This window comes from Candidatus Poriferisodalis sp. (assembly GCF_965203655.1).
Taxonomy (GTDB): domain Bacteria; phylum Actinomycetota; class Acidimicrobiia; order Acidimicrobiales; family Poriferisodalaceae; genus Poriferisodalis.
Genome location: NZ_CBDBDD010000008.1, coordinates 256,190 through 277,270 on the forward strand (window position 1 = coordinate 256,190; position 21,081 = coordinate 277,270).

General features: G+C 69.3%; 17 protein-coding genes. 8 read left to right on the forward strand and 9 right to left on the reverse strand.

Annotated elements, in window-relative coordinates; translation table 11 throughout:
• The first annotated feature begins 66 nt into the window (after positions 1-66).
• Both ACOGW9_RS09790 and ACOGW9_RS09795 read left to right on the forward strand, forming a co-directional pair.
• The gene (locus tag ACOGW9_RS09790) at positions 67-849 is read left to right on the forward strand and encodes a hypothetical protein (RefSeq protein WP_419910727.1); all 783 of its coding nucleotides are present in this window, start codon (positions 67-69) and stop codon (positions 847-849) included.
• Positions 839-2,614 (forward strand): DNA polymerase Y family protein, encoded by a 1,776-nt coding sequence (locus tag ACOGW9_RS09795; protein WP_419910729.1) that lies wholly within the window; start codon positions 839-841, stop codon positions 2,612-2,614. Before ACOGW9_RS09790 ends, ACOGW9_RS09795 begins: the two co-directional genes overlap by 11 nt.
• A gap of 69 nt (positions 2,615-2,683) precedes the next feature.
• Here the strand turns inward: ACOGW9_RS09795 and ACOGW9_RS09800 are convergent, their stop codons facing one another.
• The 5 genes from ACOGW9_RS09800 to ACOGW9_RS09820 all read right to left on the reverse strand — a co-directional run bounded on the left by ACOGW9_RS09800 (position 2,684) and on the right by ACOGW9_RS09820 (position 8,762).
• Positions 2,684-4,042 carry a M15 family metallopeptidase gene (locus ACOGW9_RS09800; RefSeq protein ID WP_419910731.1) on the reverse strand — a complete coding sequence of 453 codons (1,359 nt, stop codon included), beginning with the start codon at positions 4,040-4,042 and terminating at the stop codon, positions 2,684-2,686.
• Positions 4,043-4,314: 272 nt separating this feature from the next.
• Entirely contained in the window at positions 4,315-5,166 is an 852-nt protein-coding gene (locus ACOGW9_RS09805; RefSeq protein WP_419910733.1) for a fumarylacetoacetate hydrolase family protein, read from the reverse strand.
• A gap of 39 nt (positions 5,167-5,205) precedes the next feature.
• Complete coding sequence (locus ACOGW9_RS09810) at positions 5,206-5,721, reverse strand: hypothetical protein (RefSeq protein ID WP_419910735.1); 516 nt, start codon at positions 5,719-5,721, stop codon at positions 5,206-5,208.
• Positions 5,718-7,244: an amidase gene (locus ACOGW9_RS09815; protein WP_419910737.1), complete on the reverse strand. Its 1,527-nt coding sequence runs from the start codon at positions 7,242-7,244 to the stop codon at positions 5,718-5,720. The genes ACOGW9_RS09810 and ACOGW9_RS09815 overlap by 4 nt, the downstream gene beginning before the upstream one ends.
• 33 nt (positions 7,245-7,277) lie before the next feature.
• Positions 7,278-8,762, reverse strand: a complete 1,485-nt coding sequence (locus ACOGW9_RS09820; protein WP_419910739.1) for an amidase — start codon at positions 8,760-8,762, stop codon at positions 7,278-7,280.
• 128 nt (positions 8,763-8,890) lie between these two features.
• Here ACOGW9_RS09820 and ACOGW9_RS09825 point away from each other — a divergent pair, with 128 nt between their 5' ends.
• Positions 8,891-12,346 carry an error-prone DNA polymerase gene (locus ACOGW9_RS09825; protein ID WP_419910741.1) on the forward strand — a complete coding sequence of 1,152 codons (3,456 nt, stop codon included), beginning with the start codon at positions 8,891-8,893 and terminating at the stop codon, positions 12,344-12,346.
• 19 nt (positions 12,347-12,365) lie between these two features.
• Here the strand turns inward: ACOGW9_RS09825 and ACOGW9_RS09830 are convergent, their stop codons facing one another.
• Entirely contained in the window at positions 12,366-13,418 is a 1,053-nt protein-coding gene (locus tag ACOGW9_RS09830) for a hypothetical protein (RefSeq protein WP_419910743.1), read from the reverse strand.
• Positions 13,419-13,509: 91 nt separating this feature from the next.
• Between ACOGW9_RS09830 and ACOGW9_RS09835 the strand changes: the two genes are divergently transcribed.
• The 5 genes from ACOGW9_RS09835 (at position 13,510) to ACOGW9_RS09855 (ending at position 18,292) form a co-directional block, all read left to right on the forward strand.
• On the forward strand, positions 13,510-14,178 hold the full coding sequence (locus tag ACOGW9_RS09835) for a TlpA family protein disulfide reductase (RefSeq protein WP_419910745.1): 669 nt from the start codon (positions 13,510-13,512) through the stop codon (positions 14,176-14,178).
• 295 nt (positions 14,179-14,473) lie between these two features.
• Positions 14,474-15,715 (forward strand): magnesium transporter, encoded by a 1,242-nt coding sequence (locus tag ACOGW9_RS09840; protein ID WP_419910747.1) that lies wholly within the window; start codon positions 14,474-14,476, stop codon positions 15,713-15,715.
• 47 nt (positions 15,716-15,762) lie between these two features.
• Positions 15,763-17,013 carry a potassium channel family protein gene (locus tag ACOGW9_RS09845; RefSeq protein WP_419910749.1) on the forward strand — a complete coding sequence of 417 codons (1,251 nt, stop codon included), beginning with the start codon at positions 15,763-15,765 and terminating at the stop codon, positions 17,011-17,013.
• A 71-nt stretch (positions 17,014-17,084) separates the two neighbouring features.
• Positions 17,085-17,942, forward strand: a complete 858-nt coding sequence (locus ACOGW9_RS09850; RefSeq protein ID WP_419910751.1) for a PIG-L family deacetylase — start codon at positions 17,085-17,087, stop codon at positions 17,940-17,942.
• Positions 17,939-18,292: an SCP2 sterol-binding domain-containing protein gene (locus ACOGW9_RS09855; protein ID WP_419910753.1), complete on the forward strand. Its 354-nt coding sequence runs from the start codon at positions 17,939-17,941 to the stop codon at positions 18,290-18,292. The genes ACOGW9_RS09850 and ACOGW9_RS09855 overlap by 4 nt, the downstream gene beginning before the upstream one ends.
• A gap of 27 nt (positions 18,293-18,319) precedes the next feature.
• Here the strand turns inward: ACOGW9_RS09855 and ACOGW9_RS09860 are convergent, their stop codons facing one another.
• From ACOGW9_RS09860 to ACOGW9_RS09870, 3 genes are all read right to left on the reverse strand, one after another.
• Positions 18,320-19,171: a ChbG/HpnK family deacetylase gene (locus tag ACOGW9_RS09860; RefSeq protein WP_419910755.1), complete on the reverse strand. Its 852-nt coding sequence runs from the start codon at positions 19,169-19,171 to the stop codon at positions 18,320-18,322.
• A 9-nt stretch (positions 19,172-19,180) separates the two neighbouring features.
• On the reverse strand, positions 19,181-19,801 hold the full coding sequence (locus ACOGW9_RS09865) for a thermonuclease family protein (RefSeq protein ID WP_419910757.1): 621 nt from the start codon (positions 19,799-19,801) through the stop codon (positions 19,181-19,183).
• Between the two features lie 83 nt (positions 19,802-19,884).
• Entirely contained in the window at positions 19,885-21,081 is a 1,197-nt protein-coding gene (locus ACOGW9_RS09870) for a steroid 3-ketoacyl-CoA thiolase (protein ID WP_419910759.1), read from the reverse strand.

Sequence of the window (21,081 nt, forward strand, 5' to 3'; positions counted from 1 at the left end):
GCTAGCCAACGGGCAACGACTGTAAACAACCGTTCGTAAGGACGATTGTTCGTCTAGTCTGTCGCGATGGCTGCAGAGGCGGTGCGTCTGAGCGACATGGCTGCCGGCCGCTGCGAGCGGCTGCTGCCCGTTGCTGACGAGTTGGTACCGCTGCTGACCCAGCCGGGGCTGGTCCCCGGGGCGGTGCTGGCCGCTCAGGGTCCAGGGGCGTTGACCTTGGCAACGGCCTTCGCGGCGGAGGTCTCGCGCATCGGCGGGTGGGTGACCGCGGTGGGCCTGGGACGCATGGGTGTCTCGGCGGTGGCCGAGCGGGGGGCATCGCTGGACCGGTGGGCCTTCGTGGATGAGCCCGGCAGCGCTGCAGCCGAAGTGCTGAACGCCTTGGTCGGCAACGTCGACGTGATCCTGCTGGCTGGGAGCGTGCGGCTGGCGGCTGCCCACAGCCGGCGCCTGCGCACTCGCCTGCGGGAACGCGGGACCGTGGTGATCGAGGTTGGCGTGTCAAACCCAGCCAGGGCTCGTGGCGTCGGCGCATCAAACACAGCCAGCGCATTCAGTCCAGACGTGACCATGACGGTGGAGCACGCCGCATGGACCGGTCTCGGGCACGGGCATGGACGGCTGCGGGAACGCCGGGCCGAGGTGGTTGCTGCGGGCCGCGGTGCGGCGTCGCTGCCGCGACGAGCCGTCCTGTGGCTGCCTGATGCCGACGGGCACATCACCGCCGTCCGCGGTGCGATCACTCCGGAGCGCACCGATCAGCTTGCCGATCTCGTCGATGCCGCCCACGCCGATGCTTCCCATATCGACACCGATGTGGTCGTCCCCCTGCAGCGTCGTGCGGGATAACCGAGACAGCCGGGCCAGCCTGACCGGCCAGGGTGAACCTGCCGACGTCCCGCCACGGATGCTGGCAGCGGAGGTCGGGAACTGGTCTGCTGTCGCAGCAGGGTTCGACCCGGCCGCACCAGCGGCGGTGGTCTCCGCCGGGCGCATCACCGCCGTCACGCCTGCGGCCGCTGCTGCTGGGATACGCACGGGGATGCGTCGCCGTCAAGCCCAGACGGAATGTCCCGTCTTGGAGCTGGCCGAGCACGATCCCGATCTCGACGCTCGCTGTTTCGCCCCCGTGGCGGCGGCGCTGGAAGATCTGGCGCCGAGAGTCGAGGTGCTGGCGCCTGGTTGCTGTGTCATTGCCACCCGGGGTCCATCGCGCTACTACGGCGGCGACGAAGCGCTGGCCGAGCTGGTGCATCGCACCGTTGCCGGAGTGCTGGCCGGCGAGCCGGGCACAGCCGGCGCTCGTGGCGTCGGCGCATCGGACACAGCCGGCGCTCGTGGCGTCGGCGCATCAAACCCAGCCGTCAGCGTTGGCATCGCCGACGGCTTGTTCGCTGCCGGTCTTGCGGGGAGGGCAGCGTCGGTCCGGACTCCATCGATGCCGGTGCTGGTGGTGGCCGCCGGCTGCAGTGCATCCTTCCTGGGCACGCTGCCGATATCGACCCTGGCTGAGCCTTTCTCGCCGCTGGCGGGCGCATCAAGCACGGCGAGAGATTTCATCGACGTGCTGCGGCGGCTGGGCCTGCGCAGCTTGGCCGATGTGGCGGCTCTGCCTGTAGCGGACCTCGTCGGCAGGTTCGGCACCCAAGGCGAATGGGCGCACCGGCTGGCCAGCGGGCGCGATCCCCGGTTGAGCCAGCCTGGGGTCGCGCAGCCTGAGCTCAGCGTCGAGACCGAGATCGACCCGCCCGCGGACCGGCTCGACTCGGTGGCCTTCGCAGCCAAGTCCTTGGCAGATCAGCTTGATGCCCGACTGGCGCGGCTCGGCCAGGCGCTGGTGTGCGTGGAAATCAGCGCCGAGACCGAACACGGCGAGACGACCAGCCGCAGATGGCGCCACGGATTCCGCTTCAGCCCGCCCGATGTGGTCGACCGTGTGCGCTGGCAGCTCGACGGCTGGCGGGCCGGCAAGCGCACCCGTGCCAGCGGCCGTGTCTCGCACATCCGGCTGACCGTTGCCGAGACGGTCCCCGACGAAGGGCGTCAGCTCGGTTTCTGGGGCGGCCAGTCCGAGGCCGACGAACGGGCCGAACGGGCACTGCAGCGAGTGCAGACCCTGGTCGGCTTCGACAGCGTCACCGTGGGCCGTCTGGGCTCCGGCCGTCGCTTTGCCGATCTCGAGCAGCGCCTCCCGTTCGGCACAGCCGGCGCATCGAACACAGCCGGTCCTCTGGGGACCGGCGCATCGAACACAGTCGGTCCTCGTGGGACTGGCGCATCAAACACAGCTCCGTGGCCAGGACGGCTCGGTGCGCCCGCCCCTGCCGAGGTGATGGTCGAACCCGAGCCGCTCATGGTGCTCGACGCGGACGGCGAGCCGGTGGGCGTGAGCGGCAGGGCGCAGCTCAGTGCACCTCCGGCGGTGCTGCGCAGGGTCGACGGGCGCACGAGCCGCATCACGGCGTGGGCCGGGCCGTGGCCGCTGGACGAGCGCTGGTGGGATCGCGCTGCACGCCGTCGCCAGGCTCGGTTCCAGCTCGTGCTCGACGACGGCACCGCCCATCTCTGCGCTGTCGAGGGGGGCCGCTGGCAGCGCGAGGCCACCTACGACTGAGCTCTGAGGGCTTAGGTCAGCAGGCGAAGATGTGGTTCGGGAGGCCTCAAAGCACCAGGTGTTGCGGCGTCATCTGCCATTGGTGGACCAGTGCCACGGCTCGCTCGGCAGGTTCTTCAGGCCGTAGGTCGCGGCGTTGGCTGCCAGCCAGCGGAATGCTGGGTTACTGCGAGAGGAAACCGAGCGGCCGTTGTAGATGAAGTCGATGGCCAGGCCGCGCTCGTGCATGGACTTGCCGGGACGGGCCGTAGGCGGCCGGCACTGGTAGGAGGGTTTCTGCCAGATCGCCCACTCGCTAGTGCCGCAGTGCGCCCGCCGGAGAGCGATCTGCGAAGCAGCACTGCGGTAGCCGCCGCCGGACAGCCCGATACCGTCCTGGGCAGCGTGTACGAGCAGATCATGCACCTTGTTTGCAATCGACTCGTGCACCTGAATCCGGCCGACCCGGACGCCGCTCTCCACGAACCCGCCGACCCAGTCCAGTTCGCTGCGGTCGAAATCGTTGCTGATGGGCTGCCCGGCGGTGCCTTCACGCAGCCGGCGAGCCCGCTCCTCGGCTTCGCGTCGACGCCGTTCCTCTTCTGCTTTGCGGCGCTTGAGCTCAGACTCGATGCGATCTTGCTCGCGGATGACACTGGTGACGCGTTCAGCGGTGGCGGCTGCCTCCGCCGCGGCCGAGGCATTCCATTCCTCCAGCGCCGCTTGCTCGTACAGCAGTGCGTCGAGTTCGTCCTCGAGCTCCACCAGCACGATGGCCTCCTGCTCGACGGCATCGAGCAGGTCCTCGAGCGCGCGTTCGGACTCGACGCGACGCACATCTCGCAGTTCCTCCGCGCGCTGGAACTCGCGCAGTGCCAGCTCGGCATCGATGGTGAGGGCCCTCAGTTGGTCGGCGGTCACGTTCAGGTCGCCGAGCGCCGCGCCGATCAGCACCCGGATGCGAGCGGCGTCGTAGATGTCGCCGGTGCGCACCAAGCCGTAGGAACCCTCGACCAGGGCATCGTGGCCGATGTAGGTCTGCACGATGAGATCGATGACCCGCAGCCCCAGCTCTTCATGCTGGGCGTCGAGCGACAGTTGCCGATGGAGCGCTGCCTCCACCGATGCCTCGGCAGCATCCAAGGCCAGTTCAGCCGCGTCCAGGTCGGCACGCTGGTCGTTCACCAGCACCTTGAGCTGGTCGAAGGCTTCGAGCACCTCGTTCACGTCGGCCTGCTGCAGGTCGACTTCGAGGATCTTCCCGAGCAGCTCAGCCTGTGCTTCGTCGCGGATCCGTCGTTCCTCGGCCAGCTCTGCCTCGAGCTCCTCCTGCTGCTCTTCGAGCTGCTTCTGGCGCTCTCGCAGCTCCTCGTCGGTGGGCTTTGACTGGGCGCCGGTGCCGGCGATCGGCACGACGCTGACCACCAGGGCGAACGCGAGCGCCGCCACGCCTCGGCGTGCAAGCCTGCGGCGTGCTGCGGGCGAGCGTGACTGTGGCGCTGAACCTCGCACCGGGCGCGTCCTCGCTGAAGCCGGCTCGGGACCGGCCCCGTCGTCGAGCTGTGGCCGCCGCAGGCGGCGGCCGGAACCTTCGGCCCAAGGTACCGATGGCCGGTCGCCTATGGGTGTCGCCCGCCGGATTCTCAGGTTGCGTTCAGAATGGGCCGTCTCGGCGGCACGACTCGGCCGCCCACGGAGCGGCGAAATCGGCCGGAGACCGGCTATTCGTCGATCACCCGGTTCTCCAGGACGCCGATCCCGGGGATCTCAAGAGCGATCTCATCGCCCGGCTCCAGCCAGCGCGGCGGTTCGAACGAGCCGCCGGTTCCCTCGGGAGAGCCGGTGGCGATGACGTCGCCGGGTTCGAGCGGCATCACCCGCGACAGGTAAGAGACGATCTCCGCGACCGAGAAGATCATCTCGCTGACGCTGGCTCGCTGGCGCTCGGTGCCGTTCACCCGGCAGATCACCTCCAGCGCTGCGGGATCGGCGATCTCGTCGGCCGTGGTGATCCACGGGCCCAGCGACCCGGAGCGGAAGAAGTTCTTGCCTGCTGCAACGCTGTGGCGCTGCCAGTCACGCACCGATCCGTCGTTGAGGATCGAGTAGCCGCCGACGTAGTCGAGGGCATCGGCTGCCTCGATGTGACGCCCGGTCCGCCCGATCACGACGGCGAGCTCGACCTCGTAGTCGAACTGGACCGACACCGCGGGCCGGACGAGGTGCTCGCCGTGGGCCACCAGCGTTCCAGGAGGCTTGTTGAAGTAGACCGGCTGCGCGGGAGCCTGCACGTTTCCGCCGAGCGGGTACTTCTTGTGGTAGTTGGCCCCAGCGCACAGCATGCGAGCACCAGGGTCCACCGGCACGGCGAAGGAGATGTCGTCCCAGCCGTGGTCTGCGGATGCGCCGTCCAGCGCCGCCGGGTCGGACATGGCACTGGCAATCGCCTGGCCGATGGTGGTGATGGGCGAGCCGCCCACCTCGACGCCGTCGAGACTCGCCACGCCCTCGGGTGTCGCCACGCCGACGTGGGTTCGCGGCGACTCGGCAATCGTGTAGCGCAGCAATCTCACGGCGCGTCACCGTACTTGTGGCGTCGCTGCGGTGGGGGCTCAGTCTCCGTCGCTCGCTGTGCGTCGCAGCGGTTCGCCGCCTGCTGCCCGGATCGTGGTCTCGAAGCTGTCGAGGTCGGTCCCGCTGACATGTCCTGTCCAAGCTTGCGCGACGCCGCTGTCATCGAGGGGTGCATCGATGGCCACCTCCACGCGCGGGCTGTCGGTGCGCAGCACCAGGCTGGCGTCGGTGCCTGTGTCCCAGCGTTTCACGATGGCCGCTCGCCGCATGCCGATGTCGGCAAGCACCAGACCCGTGTCGGTGGCTGCGAGCAGGCGTTGCACGTTGAACAGCAGTTGGTGGGCGACGGCAGCAGCGACGATGAGCAGCCAGCCGATGCCCCACGCGACGGCCAGCGCGGCACCTACGGCGAAGGCCGCGACCCGCACAACCATCACGCGCCGGTGCGAACGGAGCGTCTCGGCATCAGTCACGACCACCGCACAGCGCACGGACACGCCGAGCGTGCCGAGCAGTTCGATCGCCCGGGCGAGCGCCCGGTCCGAGGGCGTCATGAAGCGGTTGCTTCCGCCGGCAAGTCGCCGAGCGGGATCAGCCCGCCGGCATCGGCGATCTGCTGGGCAACGGCCACCAGGAGATGCTCGCCGCCGTGCGTCGCGTGCAGCTGCACCCCCAGCGGCATCCCGTCGAGGTCGAGCGCTGTCGGCAGCGAGATGGCTGGTTGCCCGCTGATGTTGGCCTGGTTGACGAAGGTCGCCAGCTCGGCGATCCGTCGGGCACCGTCGGCCGGGTCAGCCAGGTAGCCGAGTGCAGGTGTCACGTCTGCGAGAACGGGAGTCAGCAGCAAGTCGAAGCCGTCGCCTTCCGGCGAGGCCGGCCCGGAGGCGGGGTTCCAGAACGCCATGACGCGCCTCCGCCAGCGGGCGAGTTCTTCGAGTGCCTGGACGTACGCGGACGCAGGCAGCGATGCGCCCAGCTCCGCCGACCACCAGTTGGCGGGCTCGACGTCGTCGGAGGTCATGGGACGCCCGAGCCGCTCTGCCCATCCGGCGAGTTCGGTCGCCATGCCGACCGTGCGCACGACGATCGTGTGGTCGGTCACGCCAGGACTGAACCAGCCGTCGGGCGCCGTGTCGGGCTCGATGCTGTGGCCGAGTCGCGCGAGCAGATCGGCAGCCTGCTCGACCGCCGTCCGCACCGGTGTGCACGCACGGCCGGGACGACCCGTCGACACTGCGATGCGCAGCGGAGCCAGCGGGGCGGTCAGCGCGTCGGCAAACGACTCGCCGGGACCGAGCGGGGGAGCGACATAGGGATCGCCCGGTGCCGGACGGCTGATGATGTCGAGGCACCGTGCGGCATCGCGCACCGTGCGGGTGAGCATCCCGTCCACCGCGAATCCGCCGCGGTGCTCGCCGAGGCGCGGCGCGGTCGACACCCGGCCCCGGGTCGGCTTCAGCCCCACCAGCCCGCACGCCGCCGCCGGGACGCGGATCGAACCGCCCCCGTCGTTGCCGTGCGCGACCGGCACGATGCCTGCCGCCACGGCGGCTGCCGAGCCGCCGCTGGAACCGCCCGGCGAGCGGTCGAGCGACCACGGGTTGGCCGTGGGGCCATACGCATCCGGCTCGGTGGTGATGGTGGTGCCGAACTCGGGCGTGTTCGTGCGCCCCACTGAGATCAGCCCCGCGCCGCGCAGCAGCCGGTACAGATGGCTGTCCAACGAGCCTCGCCAGACCAGCTCGGCCAAGAATCGGGCACCGGCGTGATGGAACTCCCCGGCCTGCTCGCAGCCGAGGTCCTTGATTGCCATGGGCACGCCGTCGAACAGCACGCCATCGTCAGACAGGTCGTCTCGCGAGTCGCCGCCGGTCCGTCGCCGCGACCAACGTTGCGTTGACGCCTCAGCCTCCGCCAACGCCTGCTCCGGGCGGGGATGGATGACCGCGTTCAACCCCGGATTCAGCCGCTCCATCCGTTCGAGCGCGGTCTGCATCGCTTCGGCGGGGTCGGCCTCGCCTGCGGCGAATGCTTGCGCGAGCGCCGTGGCATCCTCGTCGCGGCGGTCGGCAGACATAGCTCAGTCTCTCCGATGCCCCGGCAGCAGACCTCAGCCGCTGCCGGCCCACAGGCTCGGTGTGCGACCCGCCCATGGTGCTGCCTGCTCGAGCTGACCTGCCAGCGAGAGCAGCATCTCCTCGCTGGCATGCGCGCCCACGAATTGCACGCCCACGGGCAGATCGCCGGGCGCCCAATGCAGAGGCACCGACATCGCCGGCTGGCCGGTCACGTTGAACTGCGGGGTGAACTGCAGCAGGTCGTTCAGCCGGCCGCGGCCGGTCTCGGGGTTGCGCAGTTCGCCGAGGCGGGGCGGCGGCTCGGCCATGACCGGTGACACCAGCACGTCGTGCTCTGCCCACCATGCGGCGAGCCGTCGTGTCCACGCATGGCACCACTCGACAGCCGACACGTACTGCGCTCCGCTCACCTCGCGGCCGATCTGCATGAGCGCCCACGTGTCGCCTTCCATGTCGGGGCGGCCCATGCGCCGCTCCAAGGCCTCCTCCATCCCAGCAAGCATGACGACGTTCTGCGCGGACACGATCGTGCGGAAGTGCTCGAAGAACTCCTCGTGGAACAGCTCGGCAGGCGCGGAGTGGGTGACGTGGTGCCCGAGGTTCTCCAGCAGCTTCCCGGCGTCGGCGACAGCTCGGCTGCATTCAGCATTCACCGGGCCCCAGTCTGAGTGCGCGCACAGCCCGACCCGCAGCGTCTGCGGCTCCCGTTCTGCCGCGGACTCGAACGTGCCCGACGGCGGCGGTGCCCAGTAGGGGTCGCCGGGCCACGGTCGGCTGATGCCGTCAAGCACCCGGGCACTGTCGCGCACGCTGCGGCTGACGACTCCGTCGACGCTGAACCCTGCCCAGCCGTCGCCCGAGTCGGGACCCAGCGACACGCGCCCCCGGTTCGGCTTCAGCCCGAACAGTCCGCAGTTGGCGGCCGGCACGCGGATCGAGCCGCCCCCGTCGTTGGCGTGGGCGATGGGCACGATGCCCGCCGCCACTGCCGCGGCGGATCCGCCGCTGGACCCACCGGTCGAATGGCCGGTGTTCCAGGGATTGGCCGTCGGCCCATATGCCAGCGGTTCGGTGGTGATGGTCAGACCGAATTCGGGCGTGTTGGTCCGCCCGAAGTTCACGAGCCCCAACTCAGCGAACATCGTGGCGAGGTGCGCGGTGCTCGACGCGACATGCCCGGCCTCTTTGAGCGCCGCATTGCCTGCGTGGTACGGCTGACCTTCCGTCGTGCACGTCAGGTCTTTGGTCAGGAAGGGAGCGCCTGCCAGCGAGCCGTTCGACTCGCCTGCGTCGCGTGCGGCGTCGAGGTGCTCGGCCGCACGGCGGGCGCTCTCGTCGAGCCGGCCGATGATGGCGTTGATCTGCGGGTTCAGCCGGTCAGCCCGGGCGACGGCCTCATCGAGCAGCTCGGTCGCCGAGGCCTCGCCCGAAGCGAACAGCTCGGCAGTGGCCACGCCGTCTGGCAGCTGCCCGGCGGAGGCGCCGGAAGGGGCGCCAGCGGTTGAGGTCTCAGCCATGGCCGCAACGTAGTTCGGCTGCCGGTGGCATGAGCGCTCAAGAGCAGTGCGGCGAAGCGATGCAGCTTGTAGAACTTCTGTTTTGAGAACTCTTGTTCTTAAGAACTGTTGTTCGCTAATGTTATGGCGTGGGTTTCACGAATCCGGGGATCTCGTGGCGAGAATTGGAACGGCGGCTGTCTGACCGGCCCCCTCGGGGCCGGTCCATCGAACCCAGCTGGCCCGAGCCTGTCGCCCGACCGCAGCCGGCGGGGCTCACGGTGCCCTATGCAGAGCTGCACACCCATTCCAACTTCAGCTTCCTGGACGGGGCATCCAGCCCGGCTGAGCTGGTGGACGAGGCAGTGCGGCTGGGCCTCGAAGCGCTGGCGCTGACCGATCACAACGGGTTCTACGGCGTGGTGCGCTTCGCAGAGGCTGCCGCCGAAGCCGGCCTGCCGACGGTGTTCGGTGCTGAATTGACGCTCGACGCGTACGGCGCCGACGAGCTGACGCTCGATGCTCATGGCAGCGGCATCCCGGTGCCCCGAAAGAGCAAGAGGATTCAGCCGGAGCGCACCGGATGCGCCGATCCTGCGGGATCGCACGTGGTGGTGCTGGCGCGCTCTCCGGCGGGATACGCCTCGCTGGGCGAGCTGATCTCGGCAGCGCAGATGGCGGGCCGCAAGCACGCCCCGCGCCTGGGCACCAGCGAGTTCCTGGCAGCCGCAACGGAGCATCGTGGCGAGTGGGCGATCCTCACCGGGCACCGCAAAGGCGCCGTCCCCGCAGCGCTTATGGCTGAAGGACCGCACGGGGGGGCACGCGCTGCAGCCGCGCAGCTCACCCGTCTCATCGAAGCCGCCGGCCGCCATAACGTTTTCGTCGAGCTGTGGGATCACGGCGATCCGCTCGACAGCGACCGCAACGACGCGCTGGCCGAACTGGCTGTGCGGGCCGGCGTCGAGCCGGTCTGCACCAACGGCGTCCATTACGCAGCCCCTGCGGGGCGACGGCTGGCCACTGCGCTGGCTGCCGTGCGCGCCCGGCGCAGCCTCGACGAACTGGACGGCTGGCTGCCCCCGTCCGCAGGAGCACACCTGCGATCGGGCGCCGAGCAGGCGCGCCGGTTTGCCCGCTGGCCGGGCGTGGTGGACGCCGCTGCGCAGCTCGGCCGCGATTGTGCATTCAACCTGTCGCTGATCGCGCCGAACCTGCCGCCGTACCCCTGCCCGGACGGTCACGACGAGATGTCGTACCTGCGCCACCTCGTGACCCAGCGGGCCCTGTGGCGGTACGGCGACCCTGAGAGCGAGCGGGTGCCGGGGGCGTGGGCGCAGATCAATCACGAGCTCGACCTCATCGAGCAGCTCGGCTTCGCTGGTTATTTCCTCGTGGTGTACGACATCGTGTCGTTCTGCCGCAGCCGCGACATCTACTGCCAGGGCCGCGGCTCGGCCTCGAACTCGGCGGTCTGCTACGCGCTCGGCATCACCAATGTCGACTCGGTCGATCTGGGGCTGCTGTTCGAGCGCTTCCTGTCGCCCGAGCGCGACGGGCCGCCCGACATCGACGTCGACATCGAGAGCGGTCGCCGCGAGGAAGCCATCCAGTACGTGTATGAGCGTTACGGCCGTGCTCATACAGCGCAGGTGGCAAATGTCATCAGCTACCGATCGCGCTCGGCTCTGCGCGACATGGCTCGCGCATTGGGCCACGAGCCCGGCCAAGCCGATGCATGGGCAAAATCGCTGGACCGGTACGGCTCGCTCTCCGAGCTGGCCGGATCTGCCGACAGCAGCCAGGCCGCCCCGGGCCGCCCGCGCACTCGCGACTGGCGCGACGCAGCGCCGGAGCCGCTGCTCGAAGAGCACGGCCGATCCTCGAGGGATCGGCTTATTGAGCACGGCATACCTCCCGACGTGCTGGATCTCGCGGTGTCTCTGGAGCATGCGCCGCGCCACCTCGGCATCCACTCGGGCGGCATGGTCATCTGCGACCGGCCGGTGACTCATGTCTGCCCCACCGAATGGGCGACCAAGGCCGATCGCTCGGTGCTGCAGTGGGACAAGGACGACTGCGCCGCGGTCGGGCTGGTGAAGTTCGACCTGCTCGGGCTGGGAATGCTGTCAGCCCTGCACTACGCCGTCGATCTGATCGCTGACACGCATCACACGAACATCGACATCGGCATGCTGCCCCAGGAAGACGAGGTCTACGACATGCTCTGCCGCGCCGACAGCATCGGCGTCTTCCAAGTGGAGTCACGCGCCCAGATGGCCACCCTGCCGCGGCTGCGGCCCCGCTGCTTCTACGACCTGGTGGTGGAGGTGGCGCTCATCCGCCCCGGACCCATCCAGGGCGGCTCGGTGCACCCCTACATCCGGCGGCGCAACGGGGAAGAGCCGGTCACCTACCTGCACCCCCTGCTCGAGAACTCGCTTGCCAAGACGCTGGGCATCCCACTGTTCCAGGAGCAGCTCATGCAGACAGCCATCGATGTCGCCGGGTTCACACCCGCCGAAGCCGACGAGCTGCGCCAGGCCATGGGCTCCAAGCGGTCCCGCGAGCGGATGGGCCGCTTGCGCGAGCGCCTGTTCAGCGGCATGGCCGCCAGGGGGCTGGTCGGCGATGTGGCCGAGCGGGTCTGGGAGAAGATGGTCGCCTTCGCCGACTACGGCTTTCCCGAGAGCCATTCGGTGTCGTTCGCTCACTTGGTGTATGCCTCGTCATGGATCAAGCTGCACTACCCGGCGGCGTTCTGCGCAGCGCTGCTGAATGCGCAGCCGATGGGGTTCTACTCACCGCACTCGCTGTGCCAGGACGCTCGCCGTCACGGGGTGGTGGTGCATACGCCCTGCATCAACCTGTCCTCCGAGACAGCCACGCTGGAGCCGTGCGATGCCTCCACCGGCGGTGCGGCGGTGCGGCTGGGGCTGTCATCAGTGCGGGAGGTGGGCGATGAACTCGCCGAGCGGATTGCCGTCGGTGGCCCCTACAGCAGCATGGAAGACCTTCAGCGCCGAGCCGGACTGAGCCTGCGGCCGCTCGAGGCGCTGGCTGCTGCTGGCGCGTTCGACTGTTTCGGGCTGTCGCGGCGTGAAGCTGTGTGGATGGCCGGCGCGGTGCATCAAGGGGGCCCGGACCGGCTGGCAGGGATCGTGACCGGCGCATCACCGCCTCCGCTGGCGTCGATGTCGGGGATCGAGACCGCCGCCGCAGACCTCTGGGCGACCGGGGTCTCTCCAGACGGCCACCCCACGCGATTCCTGCGGGAAAGGCTGTCCGCAGCGGGGATACGCACAGCGGGGGAGCTGCTCACGTGCCCGCCGGGCAAGATCCGCGTCGCCGGCTTGGTGACGCACCGTCAGCGCCCCATGACGGCAGGCGGCACGACGTTCCTGAATCTCGAGGACGAGACGGGTTTGGTGAACGTGGTGGTGTCGCGGGGATGCTGGCAGCGGTACCGCTCGGTTGCGCGCGACATGCCCGCGCTGATGGTGTCAGGTCGCCTCGAGCGCCACGAGAACGTGGCGAACGTGATCGCCGAGAAACTCGAGGCTCTCGATGTAGCTGCTTCGGTAGCGAGCCGAGACTTCCGCTGAGAGCGACCTGCGTGCTGCGTCAGCCCAGCGGACGGCCGAACGGCAGCTCGTCCTGCCAGGTCTGCAGAAACGACTCGGCCCGGTAGCAGGCGGCCATGAACGGGCCGTCGTCGTGGCCGGCGGTCTCCGACATGACAGCGTTCACCGTGTCGGTCGTGGCCGAACGCAGGTCGTCGTGCGTGAGCACAGGGTCGGCCCACCAGCCCAATGCCGGACCCGCGGCAGCCACAAAGTCGGCCGCGACCGGCGTGCCTGCGGCGCGCAGCACTGCCAGGGCTTTCGACGACACCGCTGCTGACGAGAAGGCGACGACCGGTGTGGAACCGGCCATCGAGGCGCCATCGCCCGACATCGCAGCGGGCTTCGAGCCGCAGAACAGCACGTCGACGTCGTCTTTCCAGACGGTCCACGGCTTGGCCGGCTCGCTGTCTCCCGAGAGCGTTGCCACGCACATCTCGCCGTCTGCCAGCCAGGCCTCCGAGAGTGCCACCGGGTCGAGCTGGCCGCCATCAATCGGGTCGGCAGTGCAGCCTTTCGCGGTGGCTACACGCACGATGCTCGCCCCTGCCGCTGCGGCTTCGCGTGCAATGCCGAGCCCTGCGGGGCCGAATCCCTCGATCGCGATGCGCTTGCCGTCGAGATCGCCGAGCAAGCTGGCTGCCGCCGAAGCAGCTCCGACGCCGATGAGCTCGTGGTTGAACGAGATGCCGTCGCGGTCGTCGTTGCCGATGAGATTGCGCTGGTCGTGGGCCAGCACGGGTGCGAGCAGCTCGGCATCGAGCCGCAGGCCCGGGCTGGTCGAGAGCCTGCCGGTGGAGAAGTCGTCGGCCAGCTCGTCTGCCAGCGCCTCGACGGCACCGTGGGCATCGGCGGGGTCGGACTTCAGGCCGATGCTGGCACCGCTGCGCTGCTGCTCCAGCGTGGCGAAGACGTAGGTCAGATGCCGCACCAGCATCGTCGCGTTGCCGGGGATGAGCCGGGTGCCGAGGCGAGCCTCCCCGACATAGTGCTGGGCTCCTGGCAGGTCGAAGATGACGAAGCCGGGGGTCGATTCGAGCTGGCGGGTCTCCACGGGCCAAGTCTGCCACCGGCCGTTCCGAAAGCTCCGGGCAGCAGTGACACTCGACGACGACCGCGCTGGGCGGTGCCTAGCCTTGTCGTTCGTGCGGCGAGCGGTGATTGGTCTGTGTGCGTTGGCGCTGCTTGCTGCCTGCGGCGGAGGCGAGACGGCAACGACCACAAGCGCACCCAGCACTGACATCGCGACCACCTCGGCAACCGATGGAGCCGTGGCCACGACCTCCGCTGCCGACACCACACCGGGCCCCACCGAAGTGTTCGGTACCGCGCTGCCGAAGTTCGAGCAGCTCGAGGACGATCCCGCCGTCGGCCGCACGCCGCCGGCTGTCGTCGGCACCGATCTGCTGACGGGCGAAGTGGTGCGCATCACCAACCAGGGACGCCCGATCGTCATCGCGTTCTATGCGCACTGGTGCCCGCACTGCCAAAACGAGGTGGCAGAACTCACCGAGTGGCTCGAGACCAACGAGCTTCCCGCAGGGGTCGACTTCTACGCCGTATCGGTGCTCGAAGACCCTGCACGCGGCAATCATCCGCCGACCCAGTGGCTGGCGGACGAGGGCTGGCAGTACCCCGTCGTGGCTGACACGCCGGCATGGTCGGTGGTCGATGCGTTCGGCCTGCAGTCGGTGCCCTACCTCGTGGCCGTCAATGCCGAGAACGAAGTCGTCTTGCGGTTTGCGGGCAATATCCCGGGCGGACCGCCCGAACTCGCCGCACTCTTCGCCTTCCTGCTCGACGGCGGTACCTGATCGCTCGCCGCTGCAAGCGAGTCTCTGAGCTCGCGTCCTTGGCCGCAGCGGCTACATCTCGCGCATTGGGCAGCGGGGCTGCCACCCTTTGCGTATGGCCGAGGGCGATTCCGCGCCGCGGCGCTCGTCGAAGCGCGCCCCCAGCCGTGCCCCTCGCGCGCACGCGAGGGCCCCGCACATCGCACAGGCCAAGCGGATTCGCCGCGAGGGCACCCGGATTCGCCGTGAGAGCGTCCGGCTCGGTCGTGAGAGTGTCCGACTCGCCGGTCGGGCCGGGGCATTCGGACGGACCCGGGTGCTCCGCCCGGTACGCCGGCTGCATCCGCTGGGCTTCTGGCGCGGGCTGTTCGGCCCCGACGCCACAGGAGCCCGTCAGAGCCTCACTGCTCTCGCCGTCAGCAGCCTGACCGCCACGGCGGCGGGCGTACTGCTCGCAGCGGTCACCGGCACGCTCGAGCGCCTGCCGGGCCTGCTCGTGCTGGTGCCTGCAGCCATCGGCATGCGCGGCGACATCTTCGGCGCGCTGGGCAGCCGGCTTGCCACCACCATCCACGCGGGCACCTTCCGGGCCACTGCGCGCAGCGACACGATCGTGGGCCAGAACGTCATCGCGGCCGCCGTGCTGACGCTGGTGACCGCCGTGGGGCTCGGCGTCATGACCAAGGTGCTGGCGCCGGTGTTCGGCCTGTCGGACATCATCGGCATCACCGACCTCATCGTGGTATCAGTCGTCGGTGCCCAATTGGCCTCGATCGTGGTGCTCGTCGTCACGCTTGGTCTCGCGGCCAGCTCCACCCGGCGCGGCTGGGATCTCGACAACGTCAGCGCGCCGCTCATCTCCGCGGTGGGCGATGTGGTCACGCTGCCGGCGTTGTTCTTGGCCACCTATCTCGTCGGGATCACCGCCCTCACACCGCTGCTGGCAGCCGCCAGCGTTGTCGGGGCTGCCGCGGCAATGTTCTGGGCGTGGCGCTCGGGGCTCGAACAGCTCTGGCAGATCCTGCGCGAGTCGATTCCCGTGCTGGGCATCGGAGGACTCGTGCTCATCGTGGCCGGCGTGGTGATCGAGCACCGACTCGAGGATTTCGTCGACAAGCGAGCGGTGCTCATCCTGGTGCCCGCATGTCTCGCTGCCGCAGGCGCCATCGGCGGCATCCTGTCGAGCCGGCTGTCGACCAAGCTGCATCTGGGCGTCATCGAGCCTCGCGCGCTCCCCGAGCGCGGCGCCCGCCTCGACATCCTGTTCGCCTTCGCCCTGACCGTGCCAGTATTCGTGCTCAACGGGGTGCTTGCCAGCGCCTTCGGCACGCTGTTCTCGCTCTCGTCGCCAGGAATGCTGCGACTTGTGGCCATCTCGCTCATCGGGGGCATGATCGCGACGGCGCTGGCGGGAGTCATCGCCTACTACGGCACGGTCGTGGCCACCCGCATCGGTGTCGATCCCGACACGTACGGCATCCCGCTCGTGAACAGCACCGTCGACCTCGCGGGTGCCGCCGCACTCGTGCTCGCCGTGAGCTGGGTGGGCCTGTCGTGACCCCTAGCCTGAAAGGAGTTCGTCGCGCCGCTGGCTGACGATCTGAAATGCGATCAGACCCCGAAGACAAACCCCGAAACCTCAAGTCCATGCTCTCGGAGGCCAAGGACGCCTCCGAGCTCATGGTCGATCTGGCCTACGCCGCGCTCTACTTCGACGACGAGGGCATGGCCGATGCCGTGCTGGGCCTAGAGGTTGACATGTCTGCCCTTGTGCACGAGATGCGGTCGTTGGCGATGCTGGCCGTGCGCCACCCCCGCGAGGTGGACGGCATGAGCTCGGTGCTGCAGGTGGTGTCGTCCATCGAGCAGATCGCCAACGCGGCAGTGGACATCGCCAAGATCGTGCTGCATCACTGGGGCATCCCACGAGCCCTCATCGTGGACCTGGCCCAAGCGGCCGAGGTCTCGCACCGGCTGGTGGTGGCCCCCGGCAGCCACCTGGCGAACCGGCCGCTGCGCGACATGGAGCTGCCGGTGGCCGTCGGCATGCGGGTGGTGGCCATCCAGCGGGGCCGTCACTGGATCACCGACGTCGGCGGCGACAGCATCGTCGAACCCGGCGACGTGCTGTTCATGCGCGGCGACCCGGCAGGTATCGTGCGGCTGCGGGAGCTGGCCGCGATGGAGCGCTGGAACCCGCCCGAGCCCGACGACGGCCATGCCCTCAGCGACCTCGACCGAGCGGTGGACACCTTGGTGGAGATGAAGAACCTGTCCGAGGCAGCCATCGGGCTGGCCTATTCGGCACTCGTGCTGGACGACCTGTCGCTGGCCCGGGAGGTGCGCTCGATGCAGGAGCGGCTCGACGGGATGAAGGCGTCGATGCAGACGTGGGTGCTGCGTGCCGCGGCCGATGTTGCCCGGGTGTCTGATGCGGACCCGGCGGGACTGCGCGGCCTGCTGCACGTTGCCGAAGCCGCCGAGGACATCGGCGATCAGGCGCGCAACATCACCACGCTCGTGCTCGAAGACGAGGACATCCATCCGGTGCTGGCGCTCGCGTTGGGCGACACCGATGACGTCGTGGTGCAGCTGCCGGTCGCACCCGGCTCCGAGGCCGACGATTCGACGCTGGGCTCGCTGGGGTTGGCGGTGGATCCCGGCTATCACGTGCTGGCCATCCGCCGTGCCGCGAGCTACATCTACAACCCGCCACGCACCGTGCGGCTGTGGGTGGGAGACGAGCTGCTCGCGTCGGGTCCCGAGGAGGGGCGTGACCGCCTTGCTGCAATCTGCGGGTACTCCATGGACATCGACGAGGAAACCGGACACGTCGAGCTGACGCCGATGGGATGACCGCCGAGACCGTGATCGGAGTCACCGGACAGTCGGCCAGCACCGTCTCGACGCCGGTAGCTTGACCGCCGATGACGCTGGACACCGGACTGTCAATTCTCGCGGTGCACGCCCACCCCGACGATGAGGCGTCGAAGGGGGCGGGCACTGTCCGCCGGTATGCCGATGAAGGCATCCGCACGACGCTCGTGTGCTGCACCGGCGGCGAGGAGGGCGACATCCTCAACCCGGCAATGGACCGGCCCGAGGTGAAGGAGAACCTGTCCGAAATCCGCCGTGCCGAGCTGGACGCGTCAGCGGTGGAAATCGGCTACGACGAGGTGGTCATGCTGGGCTACCGCGACTCGGGCATGCCCGACACCGAGGCCAACGCCCACCCTGAGGCGTTCGCGAACGCAGACCTCGACGAGGCGGTCGCCCGGCTGGTGAAGGTGATCCGGCGCGTGCGCCCGCAGGTGATCCTGACCTACCCGCTGGTGCAGTCGCGCTACCCGCACCCCGATCACCTGCAGGTCACCGCGATCTGTATTCCCGCCTTCGCCCATGCCGGCGAGCCGGCGTGGCGTCCCGAGTGCGGCCCTGCGTTCACGCCGATGAAGATGTACGCGCCGGTGTGGTCTCACAAGCGCATGAAGCTGATCCACCAGGCCTTCTTGGACCTCGATCTCGAGTCGCCGTTCGACGAGAAGTGGCTGGGACGCCCCAGCCGGGACGACCGCATCACCGCCGTCGTCGAGGTGAACAACGCGGTGCGGCGCAAGGCGCTGCTGGCCCACGCCACCCAGGTCGACCCGACCTCGCCATTCTGGTTCGGCCTGCCCGACGACGTGGCCGATGCCATCCACCCCTACGAGGAATACATGCTGCTTGAGTCGCGCATCGCAACCGAGCCGATGGAGCACGACTTGTTCGCGGGGCTGCGTCCGTGAGCTTCCTCGACGACGAGTACCTGGCGAGCTGGGCTGCCGGCGATCATGAGCCGCTGGGCGGCGTCTCGGGCATGATCGTGATGAAGACCAGCGGCGGTCCTGACGGCAAGGTGAACGTCAGCCTGTCGTTCGAGGGCGGCGTGCTGCGGGCCGCGACGCCGGGCACCACCCGCGGCGCCGATCTGACGCTCGAAGCGCCGTGGGAGCTTGCCGCCGAGGTGGTGTGCGGCGATGCCGATCCTGCACAGCACTACATGGCGGGCGATCTCAAGGTGTCCGGCGACATGGCGCTCTGGCTGGAGCTGCTGCCGGCATGGCGCGCGGCGGGCTCACTCGGCTCGCCAGGCTGACTCGGCGCCCTGCTGATTCGGCGCCTCTCAGCGACGGCCTGTCTCGGACCGCTGCAGCCGCCGCAGTTCCCGGTAGCCGATCAGCTTGATGCCGCTGCGCTGGATGTGCGTGCGCAGCTCGGCGTTGTCGCGAAGGTGCAGCAGGTCTTCGACTCGTGACCCCCAGTCGGCTGTCAGCGACCGCAGTTCCGGCAGATCGGCCGCGGGCTGAAGCTGCAGCTCGGTCACGCCCGGCTCCAGCGAGTCGAGCAGTGCCTCGATGCGGCGGTAGCGGCCCATCGCGCCCGGTGCGATGCGCATCACCCGATCGGGCGTCACTACCCCTTCGGCGGCGACGAGGTCTTCGACGGGGAAGCCCAGCTGCCGCCGGGCGTCGGTGGAGATCAGCCGGGCCGGCAGCCCGAATTCGACAGCCAGCTCCAGGTACACATCGAAGAACTCGGGCCGCACGCTCAGCACATCGAGGTGACTGTCGAGGTGGGTGACGTCGAATCCCCACAGGATCGCCCGCTCGATCTGTGCCCGGCATTCGCGGCGGACCTCGTCGAGGTCGGCGTGATCCCACACATCGCTCACCGTGCTGGGCATCCCGCCGTTGCCGTCCAGCAATGACGGGACCTGGGTGATCGGTCCCCACCGGTACAGCTCGAACTCGGCGTTGAGGGTCAGCGCGATGCCGACGTCCTCGCCGCGAAACCGCGCGGCCGCCTCGCGCGACCACGGGCATGGCACAAGCAGCGTGCCCGTGGTTGCCAGGCCGTCGCGCAGCGAGGCGTACACGCCCTCGTTCATCGCATGGCAGCCGCCGAGTCCGGCCGCGCTGATGATCAGCAGTCTGTCGTCGGGGCCGTATCCGAGCCGCTGGGACAGCGGTGCCACGCCGACAAGCTAACCCGTGCTCGAACCAGCGCCCGCGAGCGGCCGGTCGGGGCCGCCACAGTCCGACCAGATGCCCCGGTTGGCCGCTCGGGCATCTGCCTGAGCGGCGTCGAGCACGGCCCGGTGCGTGGTGTTCGGCTCGAAGTGCATGGCAGCGGCATAGCCGTCGAGCACCAGATAGCGGTTGACGAACAACCCGTCGTCGGCCCGGTACACGTATGCCAGCAGCCGGTCGTAGCGGTCGTAGAGCTCGTCGTCGCGTTGGAGGAGCACCTCGGTGCCGGGCGGCAGCAGCTCGGCAGTCCGGCGGGTGGCGGCATCGCCCCCGCATTCAGCCGGCAGATAGCCGCCGGTCTTCTCTGGCGTGTCGATGCCGAGGAACCTCACGGTGGCTCGACGCCCGCCCAGGTCGACGTCCATCGTGTCGCCGTCGATGATCTCGAGCACGACGGCGTTCGGCTCGACTGCCGGGCCGCTCGCGTCCGGCGCAGCCCCGGGCACCGACGGTGTGGCGGCGTCGGCCGAAGCGTCCGGTGGAGGCTCAGCTCGGTCGACATAGCGCCAGCCGACCCATGCCGCCGCGCATGCGGCTGCGACCGCTGCAACGCGAACCGGCGTCCGGTCGCGCAATCTCCGATGGTGGCCTCCGCGATCCGGCCGCTTGGCGACGGCGCGAGCGGCCTCGCCGGGCGGAGCGTGCGACGGAGCGTTGATCAGAGTCGCTCGATGATGGTGCCGGTTCCGAGTCCGCCGCCGCAGCACATGGTGACCAGCGCGGTGCTCTTGTCGGCGCGGTGCAGTTCGTGCACCGCCTTGGTCAGCAGGATCGCTCCGGTGCCGCCGAGCGGGTGACCCAGCGCGATTGCGCCGCCGTTGGGGTTGACGCCGTCCATGTCGGGACCGACCTCGCGCTCCCACGCCAGCACCACCGACGCGAATGCCTCGTTGATCTCGACCAGGTCGATGTCTGACATCGTCATGCCGTTGCGATCGAGCAGGTAGTTGGTGGCCTCGATCGGCCCGGTCAGCATCAGCACGGGATCGCTGCCCACCAAACAGGTGTCGACAATGCGGGCCAGCGGGCGCAGCCCCAGCTCGGCGGCCCGGCCGGCACGCATCAGCAGCACCGCCCCCGAGCCGTCGCTGATCTGTGACGAGCTGCCGGCGGTGTGCACGCCGCCGTCCATCACCGGCGTGAGTCCAGCGAGCCCCTCAGCCGTCGTGGGCCTGATGCCGCCGTCGCGCACCACGTGGCGGATCTGGTCGGTGGGCTTGCCGTCCTCGTCGAGCACCGGCGCGTCGATCTCGACGATCTGGGTGCCGAAGCGGTCTTCTTCCCACGCCCGGGCGGCGTTGTTCTGGCTGCGCAAGCCGTAGGCGTCGCACTCGTCACGGCTGATGCCCCACTGCTTGGCCATCAGCTCGGCGCCCTGGAATTGCGTCGTGTACTCGTAGTGCTCCTTGTAGCGCGAGGTCGCTGTGCGCTGGCCCTTCTTGTAGCTCGAACCCATCGGGTTGCGCGTCATCGACTCGACGCCGCAGCCGATCGCGGAATCGACCACGCCACTGCGCACGAGGCCGTACGCCAGAGTCGTGGCCTGCTGGCTCGACCCGCACTGCGCATCGACCGTCGTGGCGGCCACTGAGAGCGGGAATCCTGCGCCCAGCCACGCGGTGCGGGCGATATTCGCCGTCTGCTCGCCGGCCTGGCTGACGCAGCCGCCCACGAGCTGACCGATGCCCGCAGGGTCGACCTGCGTTCGCTCCATCAGCGACGTGAGCACGTCGCTGAGCAGGTCGGAGGGGTGGATGCCGCTCAGGTCGCCGCCTCGGCGGCCGACAGGGGAGCGGACGGCGTCGACGATGACGATGTCGTCGCTGTGGGTCTGGGACGTGGAAGCGCTGCTCAT

Coding starts and splice junctions, on each gene's coding strand:
- ACOGW9_RS09810 (WP_419910735.1), bottom strand. CDS start 5,721: ATGACGCCCTCGGACCGGGCGCTCGCCCGGGCGATCGAACTGCTCGGC.
- ACOGW9_RS09850 (WP_419910751.1), top strand. CDS start 17,085: ATGACGCTGGACACCGGACTGTCAATTCTCGCGGTGCACGCCCACCCC.
- ACOGW9_RS09790 (WP_419910727.1), top strand. CDS start 67: ATGGCTGCAGAGGCGGTGCGTCTGAGCGACATGGCTGCCGGCCGCTGC.
- ACOGW9_RS09820 (WP_419910739.1), bottom strand. CDS start 8,762: ATGGCTGAGACCTCAACCGCTGGCGCCCCTTCCGGCGCCTCCGCCGGG.
- ACOGW9_RS09845 (WP_419910749.1), top strand. CDS start 15,763: ATGCGATCAGACCCCGAAGACAAACCCCGAAACCTCAAGTCCATGCTC.
- ACOGW9_RS09870 (WP_419910759.1), bottom strand. CDS start 21,081: ATGAGCAGCGCTTCCACGTCCCAGACCCACAGCGACGACATCGTCATC.
- ACOGW9_RS09815 (WP_419910737.1), bottom strand. CDS start 7,244: ATGTCTGCCGACCGCCGCGACGAGGATGCCACGGCGCTCGCGCAAGCA.